Source organism: Pseudoalteromonas luteoviolacea, from assembly GCF_001696455.1.
GTDB lineage: Bacteria > Pseudomonadota > Gammaproteobacteria > Enterobacterales > Alteromonadaceae > Pseudoalteromonas > Pseudoalteromonas luteoviolacea_C.
Map to the genome: position 1 here is coordinate 995,206 of NZ_MAUJ01000001.1, position 16,201 is coordinate 1,011,406.

Below are 16,201 nucleotides of genomic sequence, written 5' to 3' on the forward strand. Positions count from 1 at the left end.
GCTTTATAAGCAAAATTACTTTGCTATATGACATATGGATTGCTCTGATGACAAAATTTAGAATCAACGCCTAATTCGATAAAGAGATATCAAAATGAAAGCGATGGTAATTAAAGAACTTGGTAGTAGCGACGTATTTCAACTCGAAGAACGCGAGAAGCCAAGAATTAAATCTGGGCACTTGGTCATTGAAGTCAAAGCAACGAGTGTTAACCCGCTCGATACCATGCTACGATCAACTGAAACCCCTTGGTCTGATAACCTACCTGAGATTCTTCACGGAGACGTAGCAGGTACCGTTATTGAAGTCGGTGAAGACGTCACAAATTTCAGAATTGGTGACGCAGTCTATGGCTGTGCAGGTGGAATTTCTGGCATTAATGGTGCGCTTTGCGAATATATGCTGGTTGATGCTAGATTAATGGCGCACAAACCGACAACACTGTCCATGAAAGAAGCCGCTGCGCTCCCCCTTGTCGCAATAACCGCATGGGAAGCATTGCATGACAAACTGAAGATACAATCAGGTGATCACATTTTGATCCACGGTGCCACGGGCGGCGTTGGACATCTTGCAATACAACTAGCTAAATATTTCGGTGCTACGGTATCTGCCACAGTAAAACCACGAAACTTAAGTGTCGCCAACACCCTAAATGCAGACAATATTATCAATGTTGAAGAACAAACAGTCTCCGAATACGTTGAAAAATTAACAGGCGGCGTCGGGTTCGATGCAGTATTTGATACCATTGCCGGTAAAAATATCCAGCACAGCTTTGAAGCTGCTCGGATAAACGGTAATGTAGCGACAACCTTGCCAATAGACGATACATTACAAGTCGCACTTAAAAGTTTGAGTTTGCACAGCGTGCTCATGCTTATACCTTTAATAAACGGCATCAACCGCGAATCGCATGGCAAAATATTAGCGTATATTTCTACACTCGTAGACAAAGGTGTGATTAAGCCTTTAATTGATAAAAGTGACTTCTCAATATGGGAAGTTGCTAAAGCACATGAGCGCTATCACTCAGGCCAAGCTGTCGGAAAAATAGCTTTGACAATGAAGAAATAAAAAACCATCAACTGCTGCTATGCGACTTAGAAAAAAGCCAGCGTAATGCTGGCTTTCTTTGCTGGTTTATAAGTTTTCTTTAAACAACTTATAAATTCGACGGTATTCGTCTAACCAGCTTGATGGTTGAACAAAACCATGAGGCTCTACTGGATAAATTGCCGTTTCATAGTTTTCTTTCTCAAGCTCAATTAGGCGTTGTACCAAGCGCACGACATCTTGGAAGAACACGTTGTCATCAATCATCGGGGCGTTAATCAGCATTGGCTTGTTCAGGCCTTCGGCGAAGTAGATTGGTGAGCTTCGTCTATAAGCGATAGGATCATCTGCTGGACGGTTTAGAATGTTGGATGTATACGGGTCGTTATAATATGCCCAATCTGTCACTGGACGAAGTGCAGCACCCGCTTGGAACAGTTCAGGTTGCGTAAACAGTGCCATGAAAGTCATGAAACCGCCGTATGATCCGCCATAAGTACCTACAGAGCCCTCGTCGACGTTCGCATTTTCTGCCATCCACTTAACACCGTCTGCCAAGTCTTGAATTTCAGGTGTTCCCATCTGGCGATAAATCGCTGTTCTCCAATCACGGCCATAGCCTTTAGATGCGCGATAGTCCATATCCATCACGACATAGCCTTCACTTGCCAGCAATGAATGGAACATAAATTCACGGAAGTATACAGACCAACCCATGTGAGAGTTTTGCAAATAACCAGCACCGTGGTTAAAGATTACAGCTTTACGTTTTTTACCGGTTTCACCAGGTTTGTAATCTGCTGGATAATACACTTTTGCATAAATAGGCTCATCAGTATGGCTTGATGGTACTGCTACGATTTTAGGTGCAATTAACTTTTTATTTAAGAAATCATCAGATACTGTATTAGTTAGACGCTTAGGCTGAGCTCCCGGTTTTGCATCTGCAACATACAGCTCAGTTGGCATCATGATGGTTGAGTGCCTAAGTAAAAGCTTTGACTCGTCTGGGCTCAGTGAAAAGTCAGTCATACCATTCAAATCAGTAATGGCTTCTTGCTTTTTCGTTTTGACATCTACAGAGTAAACTTCGTAAATACCAGGGTGATCAACATTCGCTTTAAAGAAAAACTGGCTGTTGTCTTTTGTCAGTTTCGGTTCTGAAACAACAAATTTACCAGAAGTGAGTTGTGTCGCTTTGCCATCAATTGGTTTTACATATAAGTGACTATAACCGCTTTCTTCAGATAGGAAGTACAGCGAATCTTCGCCATTTAACCAACCAAAATCATTGTATGCGTAGTTTACCCAAGCACTATCATGAAGCCTGTGTTGTGGCGTTAACTCACCTTTTTCAAAATCCATTGTAGTAAGCCAACGGTCTTTATTGTCCCATGCCTTAAACATCAAAGCGACTTGGTCACCGGCACTATTCCATTGAATAGGTGATTGAGACCAGTACCAATCACGCATTAATTTGATTGCGCGCGGCGACTTTTCAGATTTATAACTTTCGCCTATTGCTTCTGCGTTTTCTTTTCTGACAGCAGCCAATACATCTTCGTCAAAACCAGGCAGAGTTTCAAAACCAACCGACTTTTGAGTATCAGTCGCTAAATCTACATAAATAACTTCAACTTCTACAGGCGTGTTATCTGCAACACGGCTACGAGCAGGAACAGGATCGATGTTACCATCTTGGCCAATATAATTTGGCATCATGTCTTTTTCTGTGGATTGAGAGTAAACATTATGCTCACTAACAACCACAATCAGCTTGTCACCTTTAGGAGAAAGGCTCGCTTCAACAAGGTTTTTACCTTCGCCTATGTAGATATGCTTGTTATCTAAAGACGGGTTTTGGTTATTGATTTCAGCTTTACGCGCCTCTGCATCCAAAGCATTTTTATGCGTTAGTGCGACATAATCGATTAGCTTGTGCTGTTCTTTTGCAATATAGGTACTTGGCTCTTGCGTTCCCTTTGGTTTGTCCCCTTTATGAAGCTTAACCAATTCGGTCGTTAGACCCGTTTCAACATTGACAGAGAAAAACGTGTTATCTACACGATAAGCCAACTCACCAGAGAGCATGAACTGCACTATACTCTCTTGCGCTGAAGTCTTAGTGAGCTGTTTTGTGGCATTGGTACGAAGATCTTTTACAAAGATATTACCTTTGAATGTGTAAGCTTGAAAACGTCCATCATTTGAATAAATAGCGCTGCCATTACCTATCTCGTGTAAGCTTTTAAGCGTTACTTGGTCGATTCCTTTATTGCTATCAATTGCAAAAGTATCTCTTAATTGATTACCTTTTTGCTTTTGGTTGAAATAAATAGTGCTGCTATCGGCTCCCCAAAATGCGCCTTCTGGTGTACGACTAATCCAGTCTGGATCCGCCATCGCTTGTTCTAGGGTGATATTTTCACTACCAAAATCTAAAGGGGTTTGTACAACTGGTGCTACCACTGGTGCATTAGTAGCAACTTCTTTGTGAGAAGTTTGACTTGTTGTTTGACAGCCTGTTAGCAGTAATCCTGCTACAGCAATGCTCAAAAGGGATTTTTTCATCAGAGCTCTTCTTTTAATTTATAAATCAGGCTAATTTAATCAGAAGATAGAGCAACATTCGACTGGTTTAAGATAAATAAACAAAGTTTTTAGCTTGGTGGCTAAGTTTAGGTTGGCTAACACACTTTTTAGATAAAAAAAGGCCAGTAAAGATACTGGCCAAATACTCTCTGCGCTCACATAGTCGTTGATGGACAACGAGTATGAAATGAGGCATATCCAAGCCTCATTAACTCTGACTTGAGTCATTTAAAAAAGTTCAAAAAAATTTAGTAAATTTATTGAATAAATCCGTCAAAAATTAGTAATAGCAGTATCGAACTCACGATGACCCATAAAACTAATGCCATTACAAAAGGTTGCCAACCGCACTGCTTCAACACTTGTTTCGATATACCTGCTCCAATTAAAAACAAGGTGCCTACGAGCAGTTCTTTCGCTATGGAATAACATGTATTCCAAACAGGCTGCAAATCAGGGAGCATCGTGTTAATTGCAGCAGCTAATAAAAAGCCAATAATAAATAAAGGGATGCTTGCCCGCTCTTCAGAGCGCCAAAATACCCCGGCTAAAGCTGTATAAGGTACAATCCACATGGCGCGTGTTAGCTTTATCGTGGTTGCCATTGCCAAAGCCACTGGTCCATAAGCCGCAGCCGCACCGACCACACTGCTGGTGTCGTGAATTGCTAATGCGCTCCACAAAGCAAACTGGCTTTCAGTCAATTCAAAGTAATGCCCAAGCCAGGGGAAAATTAACAAACCAACCGCATTCAGTGAAAAGACAATCGCCAAAGCAACGGCAATTTCATCTTGCTTAGCTTTTATAACTGGTGCCATCGCTGCGATAGCACTGCCACCGCAAATTGCCGTTCCAAAAGAAATGAGCGTGCCGGTATTACGATTAAGCTTAAAAAGCTGCGTTAAAATTTCACCAAGCCCAATGATCGCGGTGATGCTCACTATGGTTAGCACCAGAGAGCTACGCCCGACTTCAATGACTTGCATAACATCTACATTAAATCCTAAGCCAACAACAGATATTTTTAGAAGCCACTTTGAAAGTGTAGCGCTTTGCTCTTCAAACGGGTTTTTAAGAAATATAGCAAAGCCTATTCCTAAAAATAACGCTAAGGCTGAACCTATCAGGGGTGTTACACAAAATAAAAATAACGCTACAAACGAAATTTTTAAAACAAGGGAGTTGTTTGATTTGAAGAAGTTAGTCATAAGCATATTAATTACACTTGTAATAAAAAAGCCGAGCTTTAGCTCGGCTTTTTCTAGTTTAGAATTAGTGCATGACTGGTGTCTAGCACTCCAGGATAATCATCCTCTGGCAGTATGTCCGCCAATTCAGCTAACCTTTCACCCAATTGGTGAAGATTGTCTGCTGAGACATTTATGTGCCCCATTTTTCTTCCTGGTTTTGCTTCTTTTCCATACCAGTGGCTAGTACAGCCTGCTACTGTCAACACTGTGTGGGGTATAGATTGCTGGCCAAGCACGTTGATCATCGCAGTTGGGCGCACGAGTTTAGTACAACCAGTTGGTAAACCAGTAATAGCACGCATATGGTTTTCAAACTGACTAGTATGGCAACCCTGCTGCGTCCAATGGCCTGAATTATGAACTCGAGGCGCAATTTCATTGACCAATAGCTGACCGCCAACATCGAAAAACTCAATGGCCAAAACGCCAACATAATCTAACTCTGTTGCTAGCTTTTGAAATGCAGATTCAGCTTGTTCTTGAATTGCAGCTTTCTCTTTGCCTGCAATAGACAAAGTTAACACGCCATTTGTATGCTGGTTTTCAGTCAGTGGATAAACTTTACACTCGCCATTTTTGCTTCGAACCCCGATGATAGAAACTTCTCTGTCAAATGGGATCATTTTTTCTGCAATAATCGAGTGTGGTGTACTGACTGTACCCGATGCAATAAAGCTTTCCATTTCAGACCAGATTTGATCAATCTCATCTTCTGATTTCAGTCGCCATTGACCTTTGCCATCATACCCAGCTTGACAGGTTTTGATGACCAATGGCATACCTAGTTTTTCCACGGCAGCTAAAAAGTGGTTTTTCTCTGTTATTAACGCATAAGGCGCGCATGGAACTTGTGTGTTGTCTAATAATGCTTTTTCTTTGCTGCGATCACCGCCAGTCGCGATAGATTGAGCGCCTGGGTAGAACTTACCGCTCGATTCACAGATTGTTAGAACGTCTTCAGGGATATGTTCAAACTCGGCAGTGATAGCAAACGACTGCGCAACCTCTTGTTCAAGCGTTGAATCTGACACTTCAAAAGTTACGGGGTTTATGACTTGTTTTGTACTCACATCGTAAGCCAAAACCTCTATGCCTAAGTGAGTCGATGAAAGACTCATCATTCTCGCCAGCTGTCCAGCGCCTAATACTAAGACTCTCATATTATTCTGCTGGATTTGGATTAGCTAAAATTGTTTCTGTTTGCGCTTTGCGGAACGCTTCAACTTTTTCAAAAATCTCTGGTTGCTGACAGCCCAAAATTTGCGCGGCTAATAAACCTGCATTTGCTGCACCAGCGTCACCAATTGCTAAAGTACCGACAGCAACACCTTTAGGCATTTGGCAAATTGAAAGTAGTGAGTCTACCCCATTTAGTGTTTTTGATTTTACCGGTACACCTAAAACAGGTAGGCTTGTGAAAGCCGCTGCCATACCAGGTAAATGCGCTGCACCACCTGCACCCGCAATGATGACTTTAATACCACGCTCTGCCGCGTTCGTTGCATAATCGGCCAATAATTGAGGAGTGCGATGAGCAGAAACTACCTTTGTTTCATATTCGATGCCAAACTTATCTAACATATCCGCCGCATGTTGCATTGTAGGCCAATCAGATTTTGAACCCATGATAATGCCAACCGTCATAATATTTCCTCAATTCTAAATTAAACGATACTTACTACAGCGCTAAAGGGGTTGCGCCGAAATCGCATGTATTATACCCGAGAGAAAAGTTAAAGCGAACAGCATAAAGATAAAAAACCGCAAAGAGCGGCTTTTCGTCATAAATATATGGGATTGCGTTGGTTTTTATGACCAGCCCAAGAGCAATAACGAGTGATTAGGCTAACTTTTTAGCGCTGTAAGTTTTGGCTGTGTAGTACCTTTATAAGCCGCTTTCCAATGCGCTTTAAACGATTTAGGTCCGAGTATCAAAAACAACAATGCCAAACCTCCTGGCAAAAGAACAACTTTTAACACTGGCCCCAGTACATAACTATAGAAAAAGATAAAAGGCAGAAAAATTAAAGACCCCAAAATTCGCATTATCATCACACTATCTCCTTAATAATTGAGCGCGCTCATTATATTATGTGAGCGCGCTCAATTTGGTCAAGTTAAAGATATATTTATTACATTCTGAGCGTTTTGTGGTATCCTCCACATAGTTCACAAAACATTGATTTAATATGAAAAAAAGAGAAAAAACCGCACAAAAAATTCTTGACGTAAGCTGGCAGCTTTTTCAGGAATTTGGCTATGCAGAAACCACAACGAGACAAATTGCAACGCACGCTTCTGTTGCAACCGGCACTGTTTTTAGTCACTTCCCTAATAAAATCGATATTTTGAAACTGGCCATGCATCAACAAATTGATATGGTGATCGCAAAGGCTCATGTCGAGAACGAGCAAACAAGCCCTAGGCTAAGGTTGCGACACTATGCTAAATACCTCTACAGCTTTTATTGTGAAAACCGCGCATTCAGCAAAGAGCTGTTGAAGGACCTGATGTGGCACAGCCAATACTTCGAACAGCAAGTCGATAGCTTCAAGCAAATGCTTTTTGAGGGTCATAAATATGATGATATGAAAGCTTCAGCTATGATGGATTGCTATTTTATGACCCTACTCCATGGCTTGAATAATGAAGACCTGTCGTCTGTACAAATGGTGTCCATATTAACAGCAAAACTGCAAATGATTCATACGTAAAGCTTATGTATGATGTGTTCTAGTTAGATATAGATAACAAACACGTTTGCCCAATCAAGATTCCCCTCCTAAGCTTTACAATGCGCTGTAAGACAAAGTTCTGCTTCTATCGTGAAAATCTTTTTAGTGTTTTTACTATGCTGTGGTTGGGTTGTCAGTGGCAATGAGCTTTTAAATGCTAACCAAACCAATAATTATGTTAACCTCAGCTCTCAAAGCAAATATGTCCAAGACAATGACTTTGGCATTGTCGACGTATTGTCTTTGCCTGATTCGTCGTGGAGCGAAAACAAATCAGACAACTTAAACTTAGGATATACATCTGATCACTATTGGATAAAAGTTCAGTTTACTATTCCAGATGTAAATCAGGCATATATCATCGAGATAGCATACCCGGTGCTTGATAGCTTAAAGCTATACCTAATGAAACAAGATGAAGTTATCAGTTACACAAAACTAGGTGACAAACAAACGTTTTCAGACCGGCTTATTCAGCATCACAACTACTTAATTCCCATATCTCAAGAGATATCTGGGCCCCTCGAATTGTACATTAAAGTTGCTTCCTCTAGCGCACTGCAAGTACCGCTTAACTTATGGTCGCAGCAAAGCTTCTATGAAACAGATCAGTTCAATATGCTGTTCTTAGGCATTTACTTTGGCTTGATGAGTGTTATGGCTATATACAATCTGTTAATGTACTTCTCACTCAAAGATAAGACTTTTCTTTATTATGTTGTTTATGTCAGTGCGATTATTGCGTTCTACCTCAGCCTCTCAGGCCTTGGGTTTCGCTACCTTTGGCAAGATAGCCTTTGGTGGAATGATCAATCAATTTTATTCTTTTTAATCTCAGCAGTTCTAGCTGGTACTTTATTTATAGTCAGGCTTTTGGAGCTCAGGAAAAATAGCCAGATACTTTATTATGGCTGCGTGTCAATTGCTCTTGTTGGCGTTTCATTGTTATTTCTGTCAATGTATTTTAGCTATAGCGTCATGATCCGCGTGATAATCACCTATGCTTCAATAGCCTGTATTTGGGGGGTCATCACCCGGACTGTCCGCCTTTTCGAGGGCTCTCATTTTTCAACATACTATTCCCTTGCATGGAATGCAGCACTCTGTGGTGGCATTATTCTGGCGGCAAACAAATTTAATTTTTTGCCAAGTAATTGGTTTACTGAGCACGCTTTAACCATTGGCACTTCAATCGAAGTCGCATGTTTGTCTTTCGCAATGGCCGAGCGCATTAATTCCGAAAGAAAAAAAAGGTTTATTGCTCAAGCTAAGAGTATGTCAGAAATTAGAAAGGCCAATCAATTATTAGAAGTTGAAGTAGAATCACGCACAAGAGAACTGCAGGACGCATATGACAAACTGAAACATACCTCAAGAATAGATGAACTGACTCAGGTTTTTAACCGCAGAAGCCTCAATGAGGCGCTGAACACAGAGTGCTTACGTGCAAAGCGGTTCGGTCATTCCATAAGCCTTTTAATGGTTGATATCGATCACTTCAAAAAGGTGAACGATACGTACGGTCACCAATGCGGTGATAAATGTCTTATACAAGTCGCGAGCGTATTGAAAGGAGCGTGCACTAGAGCCGGAGATACAGTTTCGCGCTATGGCGGTGAGGAGTTTTGTATTTTGTTGCCTGAATGCAATGAACACGATGCGCTTGAGTTAGGAGAAATAATCAGGAAAAGAACACAAGCTACCGCGGTCAGGTTTGATGAGTGCGCTATAAAAATGACGGTGAGTATTGGTGTAACAACTGGTTGGGGGCATGATTTGGAGCCCCATAAGTTGATTAAACAAGCCGATATGGCGCTCTATTTCGCAAAGCAGCATGGTAGAAACCAAGTTTCTCTCGGCTCTACATTAGATACTTAAGAGCCAGCAGCTTTTCTACTGGCTCTCACACCATTCAAGCAAGATGTGCAGAAGAGACTTTTGATGTAAGCTTTTGGCAATACCAAATGCTATTTTCCTCTCCGTGGTACACCCTGTGTTTTACTCTTTTACAGGCTAACATGCCAGCCAAAGCAAAACCAATTGCGCCAGCTTCAATGCCAAAGTCAGCTAACGAATTAGGTACCCAGATCCCCGCATTTGGCAGCGCCAAACCCCATAGCGATGTTAAAGGTACGATTAAACATAATGCTGAAAAGACATAGAGGCCAATAATACTGAATCTTGCAGCACCTAGAGTAAACGCCCCGGTTAGCGCAGCAAAAAACAAACTGTAATATATCCACATATATGCGACATTGATATTCCAAGTACCCAGCGTCAACCATTTACTTAAAGCAAAAGCCCCTGCAATTCCTATGGCACTTCCTAGGCAAACGCCAACGGTAAGGTTTGCCATAAATTTACTAGACTTACTTTGCGCACTCTGTTGTTTCTTGCGCCTCTTTTCAAGCCAAATTAAGTTGCCACTGTAAAATAAAAAAGCGCCGCCTAGGCCCATAATAAAATACAACCAACGGCCCAATTCGCCACCATAACTACCAAAGTGAAGACCAAAGAAAGTCGTCACTACAGTTCCCCAAACGCCTTGTTCACCCTGACCATTTGTTACACTGCTTGTATCTATTTCTAAAGTAAAAGGGTGCATAAACAAGAAGTCGTTATGTGGACCTCGCATCAATGAGTCGTCACTTACGATAGCCACGCTAGCTGAAGGATGTTTACCGGACAGGCCTCTAAAATTAATACTTTTAATCTCGTAGCCAGGTGCGTATTGCTCTACGCGTTTTTGAATTTCACTTAAATTAGGCAAAGCGTTTATGTCGTAACGGACTTCTTGGTGATGCTCATCTCCACCAAATAATGGTTTATTACCATAAACTTGACTTAAGCCATCATAAAACAAATCATGAAATGAAAATACCACGACCGTAATAGCAATAATGATGTGAAATGGTAGGCTCGCAATCCCGACTAAATTGTGGCTGTCTAGCCAAAAGCGGCTGGCACCTTTTTCTTTGCGTAGTGCAAAAAAGCTTTTTACTAGGCTTGGTAAGAGAAATATTACACCAGAAACAAGTGCTATAAAGTATAAGAATGCCGCAATACCAAGCACATATACTCCGGCCTGATCATGTCCGATTTCACCTATAATCCCAGCCGAACGGTGCAGATAATCAATCAGCATTGAGAGCTCGTTCACATGACGCAGTTCAGATACCAATTGGCCTTGGGTATCCAAAGTGGCGTGCCACATCTGGTCATCAAGAGAAAACCCTCGGGCAGAACCACGGCCGTACCAGTAGATTGGTGAGCTCCCCTCTTCGAAACTAATGGTAATATTTTTTAGCGTATCTGGATGTTCAGTAAATGCCTTTCGTAATAAGGCATCGTGTTGACCCTGTGGCACTTGCATCAGTTGATAATCAGGAGGCGTCGCCCAATCATCAATAGCACTCCCAAACATCGTTAAGGCACCTGCGAAAAAACCGATAAATAATAACAACCCCGCCGTTATGCCAGTCCATGTGTGCACACTTTGGTATGTTCTAAGAATGTCAGCGCTTATCTTCATAAAAGTCCCCTTAAGCAAGCTACGATAACAATAGTTAATGTCGCTAAACCACCGAGCCAGCACCAAGCTTGAACGCCAGTTCTAAATAAATAGACAAAGCTCAAAATAGTTAACCAAATTGGTGTAATGACCCACATGTTAAACTGCGTTTTCCAAAGGCGTGTTTCTTCAGAAATGGGTTGCGTCAAACCATCTGGACCGAGCCATGCAAAAATACCGACTATTCCGATACTTAAAAGAAAACCAGCAATGATACCGGCGAACGTTTTGCTCCACCAATGAGGTTGAATTTTTCCTTCATTCCTTGCCATTACTGGCCTCGCTTCAGCAGTAAAACAGTCAAGGGAATGCTAAACAACGTTGTCATTAAAAGCATTAACCAAACAAACACGCCTGCGGAAACTGAAAAGTTTATTAAAGCAGTTACGCCACCAAGCAAAAGGAACATGTACCCAACCGGCTTAAATAAATAAGTAAGAGGCTTTTTAACGAGGCGTTGGTGTCGGTTTGCTAGATAAAGTAGAAGTGTGCCAGCAGATACCAGTAATACGATCAAAAAAGAATACAAACGCGTGCTCCTTGTTTCTTATTATGCATCTTTAAATGGTGCTGCAAGTATATACAAATTGGGGACTTAATGATAATGGTTATTATTACAAAAGTTAGGCTTAATGAAATTGTTCATAAATTTCGTATTGAAGCGCAAGTTAGCGCTTTATGTATTTAAAAAACAGACTCATTATCTGGACAGGTTTATTTAATTGGCAGCGCTGAGATAGGCTAATACACTCAAGATTTATGTATTCTAAAAATATCCAATCCTGAAAAAATTGGGGAGCTATTAACCACCCCATTAAGAATCACTGCTTAAGCCGTATCTTTTTTGACAATATCTCGCGATATGGATAACAGACAATATACAAATGAACTACCGTTTGAACTGCCATAGCTATAAAAACATACGGGCCATTAAATAATTCTGTGATTTCATAGCCTCGCAGTATGAATTGAATAAAACAAAGTGTCAGGTTATTAATTAGCATGTAAACAAATAACTTAGACGGTTGTTCTATCTGAACTTGGCTGAACCAATGAAGTGCATACAATGAAGCGGCAGCGAACAATACAAACAACATTTTACATAAATAGAATAGCTTCCTTTTAATGATGTAATCAGTCGACAATCCAAGTACTAAATTGTCTGTATAAACACTACCAAACCAACTTACCACTGCCATCAAAGCGGCAATGCACCAACAAGCTTGTTGATGAGTTATAACATCCCCTTCTTTCGTTTTTATCAGAGATAAAAGCTGCACACGCCACTTAATTAAATAAAAAGGCAGTAACAAAAGAAGGCCGTACATAAGAAAATGATTGATAGAGGCAAATGTAGCCCTAAAAAGTTCTAACGCCTCTACCAAAACAGAGGCCTTATAGCCTGAACATCATACAATGAGCTCAAATTGAACATAAAACTCCCAAAAAAACAGAAAGGTTATTTACCATTCTAATTGTCACACAAGATAATTAACTTCTCTCTGTTTGACAATAAAAAACTGGCTGTACTTTTCAAAGCTTCTTCAGGGGCCTAAGTAACAATTACAACTAATTTATATAACATAGAAAAGCCGGTTAAGAATATGTTCGGACATTCGAACGGGTCCTAACAGTCATTATAAATTAGAGTTTTAAGGTAATAGCCCTTTGTCGCCACAAACAATGGGCTAATTGCTGGAATGGGTATCTTTAACCTCGCGCTTTAAAGTCTAGGACTGTGGCATTGATACAGTATCTATCGGTACCATTTGGACCTTCTTTTTTAAATACGTGACCAAGGTGAATGCCTGACGACTTTGAGCGGATCTCCGTTCTCACCATACCATGACTTAAATCTTTGTGATAAGTAACACTGCCTTTTACTGGGTGTTTGAAAGATAACCAGCCAGTGCCAGAATTGAATCTATCTCGTGTATCAAACAATGGAGCGCCGCTCAATTTATCAGTGAATATACCATCCGGTGTGTTTTTAAAGATGTCGTATTGCTTACAAAACGGCCGTTCAGTCCCTTTTTGAAATGCTATATCAAACGCTTCTGACTTACCTAGCTTGAACGCACCCAACACTTCATAAAATGTTTTCCTATCCATATAGCCTTGAAAGCCTGTCACTTCCTTACCATTTTCAATCAAGATGATGGTGGGTGTTGCCCAAGTTGCCGACATAATATTCAGCTCATCTAACTGGTCAGCGTAACGATAGTGTAAAGGAATTGAACCTTGATAATCGTTCACGACATTTTTCTTGAACTTTTCGCAATACGGACAGTAACTTCTTGAATCTAGCACTACGATATGTTTTCCAGTTAACAGTTCTTTATTGTCTACTTTCGATTTATTTTCCAACCGATTAAAAGTCACACCAGTACTATGATCGGGGCAATACCCATTTGGATTCTTTGCTAAATAGTTTTGATGATACTCTTCTGCAGGATAAAACTTTTTAAGAGGCTTTATTTTTGTTTGAATATCGCCATACCCTTTTTGCTGTAACAGCAGTTGATATTCTGATTTAAGGCGAAATGCAGTCTCTTTTTGTTCCTCATTATCGAATAGAATCACAGATCTATACTGCGTGCCTACATCATTTCCTTGTCTGTTTTTTTGTGTTGGGTCATGGCTTTCAAAGTATGCCTTTAATAAACTTTCAGTCGATAACATGTTCGCGTTATACGTAACTTTTACTACTTCCGCGTAATTGTTGTTATCAAATCGTCTTTGAGAACTAATGATATTTTTATAGGTCGCTTTAAAGCCTTTTCCATCCGCATAACCTGACTCTGCGTCAATCACACCCGTCATCGCTTCGTAGCGTTTCTCTGGCCCCCAAAAACATCCTGAACCCAAGACAATGGTTTTTACGTTCACGCTGGCATTGTTCATCCGGGGCTTAGGCATCTCAGTGCCAAAAGCGCTAAAAGCGTGACAGCTTAGTACAAAAGCAACGATTAGATTACTTTTCACACATATGCTCCTTAATTTTGTTTATCTGACTAATCAGACCGTACATCCGTAAAATCCATTTCAATCACATTGCTAATTTGGACCAGCTAAAGAAATTTGTAATTGAACATATGAGTTCTCAAGAATAGTTAATTGCAACGTAAAAACAATCAACAGCCTGAATATGTGCCGTTTTCGATCTTCAGCGAAGCACATAATCAATTGCTACACTGTAATCACCGTGGGCGAAAAGCAGTTGCAATCGCAACTTAACCTAGAATCCAAGCAATTCAACGACATTCAATTAATATGCCATTGAAAATAAGGTAAAACGTTGTCACTCAATATCCAGAGGGTTTTTAACATGTCTTTTATTTCTCGTTTTTCAACAATTGCCGTTGCTTTAGGCGCATCAACCGCTGTTCAAGCAGCTGACATTCAATTCACTTCAAAGCTGCAAGAAGCAAATTCTTTAGTTGTATTTAAGACTGAAGATCAAAAGCCTGCATTCAAATTTTTAGATAAGGCGACTAGAGCACAATTAAGCAAAGCACTGGAAAGCGAAAAGTTCCAAGGTAAATTTGGTAAGACAGTAGAAGTACTGGCGCCCGTTTCTTCTAATTATGCACGTATTCTCGTTGTTGGATTAGGTAAAGAAGATGAGCTAAACGCGAGTAAAATGGCCAAACTTGGCGGTAACCTGCATGCCAAACTAGAAGATAAAAAGTCGGATACCGTTGCGATTGCATTTGAGGACTTTGATGGCGAGATCAATAACTCAGAATTAGCGGCTCAACTTGCCCATGGTATTAACCTTCGAGACCATACTTTCGAAGTATACAAAAAAGAGCCGAACACTTTTAACGTTAATTATAGTATTGACGTAGATAGCAAGCGCAAAGCCGCGAAAGAATATTTAACACTTGAACACATTCAATCAGGCGTCTTTTTAGCGCGCGATCTCACCTCTGAAATAGCATCAGAAATGACACCTGTGGACTTTGCAAATGCAGCTAAGCAACTTGAACAGTACGGCGTTGAAGTAAAGGTGCTAGAGCCTGCTGAAATTAAAGAGTTAGGTATGGGCGCGCTGGAAGCTGTTGGGCGTGGCAGTGCTCAAGGTTCTAGATTGGTTATCGCACATTACAAAGGTAATAATGACACGCCTATTGCACTAGTAGGTAAAGGTATTACTTTTGACTCTGGTGGTTACAACGTTAAGACTGGCAAATCTATCGCCCTTATGAAAGTGGATATGGCTGGCGCTGCTGCTGTACTTGGTACAGTTCAAGCAATGGCAAAGGCAAAAGCAGACGTTAACGTTGTTGCTGTCATGCCAATGGCTGCGAATATGGTTTCTGAAAACTCTTTTGCGCCAGGTGACGTACTTCGTACAGCTGAAGGCTTAAGCGTAGAGGTATTGAATACGGATGCAGAAGGCCGGCTTATTTTAAGTGATGCTCTTTGGTATGCTCGTCAATTCTACAAGCCAGAGATAATGGTTGATTTAGCAACACTTACTGGCTCAAAAATACGCGCTGTTGGCAATAACTACTCAGCTATTTTCTCTGAAGATGATCAGCTTGTTAAAGAGTTTACGCTTGCTGGTAAAACGGTAAACGAACAAGTTTGGCGACTTCCTCTAGGATATAAAGATGCACTTAAGTCTGACATTGCTGATTTAACAAACATTGGTTCCTATGGGCCTGGCGCGACGACAGCTGCAACGTTCTTACAACAGTTTGTAGGCGACACTCGATGGGTTCACATCGATATCGCAGGCAATGCGATTACAAAGAAAAACAAAAATGAAGTGCCAGCAGGTGGTACTGGCTACGGTGTAAGAATATTAAGTGAATGGCTATTAAGCGGTAACTAATTTTCTCATAATAAAGGCCATGCTGATGCATGGCCTTTTCGTATGTGTTATACCCTTTTATCGTATGGTCACACTTCTTCCAAAAATGTATATTGAACGCGCAACCAAAATGTAATGACAACCTAAATATAATAAAAAAGTCGTGTTCAAATC

At 40.8% G+C, this 16,201-nt stretch carries 12 protein-coding genes; 4 read left to right on the plus strand and 8 right to left on the minus strand.

All coding sequences use genetic code 11. The features are described from left to right. Positions 1 to 94: 94 nt before the first annotated feature. A complete protein-coding gene (locus tag A7985_RS04225; protein ID WP_065789149.1) occupies positions 95 to 1,078 on the plus strand; it encodes a zinc-dependent alcohol dehydrogenase family protein in 984 nt (327 codons plus the stop codon). Between the two features lie 66 nt (positions 1,079 to 1,144). Here A7985_RS04225 and A7985_RS04230 read toward each other — a convergent pair whose 3' ends face one another. The 4 genes from A7985_RS04230 to purE all read right to left on the minus strand — a co-directional run bounded on the left by A7985_RS04230 (position 1,145) and on the right by purE (position 6,543). Next, positions 1,145 to 3,628 carry a prolyl oligopeptidase family serine peptidase gene (locus A7985_RS04230; protein ID WP_176716682.1) on the minus strand — a complete coding sequence of 828 codons (2,484 nt, stop codon included), beginning with the start codon at positions 3,626 to 3,628 and terminating at the stop codon, positions 1,145 to 1,147. A gap of 278 nt (positions 3,629 to 3,906) precedes the next feature. Then, the gene (locus A7985_RS04235) at positions 3,907 to 4,863 is read right to left on the minus strand and encodes a YeiH family protein (RefSeq protein ID WP_081310417.1); all 957 of its coding nucleotides are present in this window, start codon (positions 4,861 to 4,863) and stop codon (positions 3,907 to 3,909) included. Between the two features lie 47 nt (positions 4,864 to 4,910). Continuing rightward, positions 4,911 to 6,059, minus strand: coding sequence for a 5-(carboxyamino)imidazole ribonucleotide synthase (locus A7985_RS04240; RefSeq protein ID WP_081310418.1), 1,149 nt, complete (start codon positions 6,057 to 6,059; stop codon positions 4,911 to 4,913). A 1-nt stretch (position 6,060) separates the two neighbouring features. Then, positions 6,061 to 6,543 (minus strand): 5-(carboxyamino)imidazole ribonucleotide mutase, encoded by a 483-nt coding sequence (gene purE / locus A7985_RS04245; RefSeq protein ID WP_065789151.1) that lies wholly within the window; start codon positions 6,541 to 6,543, stop codon positions 6,061 to 6,063. 545 nt (positions 6,544 to 7,088) lie between these two features. Between purE and A7985_RS04255 the strand changes: the two genes are divergently transcribed. Both A7985_RS04255 and A7985_RS04260 read left to right on the plus strand, forming a co-directional pair. Then, positions 7,089 to 7,613: a TetR/AcrR family transcriptional regulator gene (locus tag A7985_RS04255; RefSeq protein WP_065789153.1), complete on the plus strand. Its 525-nt coding sequence runs from the start codon at positions 7,089 to 7,091 to the stop codon at positions 7,611 to 7,613. Between the two features lie 111 nt (positions 7,614 to 7,724). Continuing rightward, positions 7,725 to 9,512, plus strand: a complete 1,788-nt coding sequence (locus A7985_RS04260) for a sensor domain-containing diguanylate cyclase (protein ID WP_081310419.1) — start codon at positions 7,725 to 7,727, stop codon at positions 9,510 to 9,512. 34 nt (positions 9,513 to 9,546) lie between these two features. Here A7985_RS04260 and A7985_RS04265 read toward each other — a convergent pair whose 3' ends face one another. The 4 genes from A7985_RS04265 to msrA all read right to left on the minus strand — a co-directional run bounded on the left by A7985_RS04265 (position 9,547) and on the right by msrA (position 14,124). Continuing rightward, entirely contained in the window at positions 9,547 to 11,166 is a 1,620-nt protein-coding gene (locus tag A7985_RS04265) for a PepSY-associated TM helix domain-containing protein (RefSeq protein WP_065789154.1), read from the minus strand. Next, positions 11,163 to 11,477, minus strand: a complete 315-nt coding sequence (locus A7985_RS04270; RefSeq protein WP_065789155.1) for a hypothetical protein — start codon at positions 11,475 to 11,477, stop codon at positions 11,163 to 11,165. The genes A7985_RS04265 and A7985_RS04270 overlap by 4 nt, the downstream gene beginning before the upstream one ends. Positions 11,478 to 12,026: 549 nt before the next feature. After that, the gene (locus A7985_RS04280) at positions 12,027 to 12,590 is read right to left on the minus strand and encodes a hypothetical protein (RefSeq protein WP_065789157.1); all 564 of its coding nucleotides are present in this window, start codon (positions 12,588 to 12,590) and stop codon (positions 12,027 to 12,029) included. Between the two features lie 325 nt (positions 12,591 to 12,915). Next, positions 12,916 to 14,124, minus strand: coding sequence for a peptide-methionine (S)-S-oxide reductase MsrA (msrA, locus tag A7985_RS04285; RefSeq protein WP_065790028.1), 1,209 nt, complete (start codon positions 14,122 to 14,124; stop codon positions 12,916 to 12,918). Positions 14,125 to 14,533: 409 nt separating this feature from the next. On the opposite strand from msrA, the gene A7985_RS04290 reads away from it, so the two are divergent. Next, positions 14,534 to 16,048: a leucyl aminopeptidase gene (locus A7985_RS04290; RefSeq protein WP_065789158.1), complete on the plus strand. Its 1,515-nt coding sequence runs from the start codon at positions 14,534 to 14,536 to the stop codon at positions 16,046 to 16,048. Positions 16,049 to 16,201 lie beyond the last annotated feature (153 nt).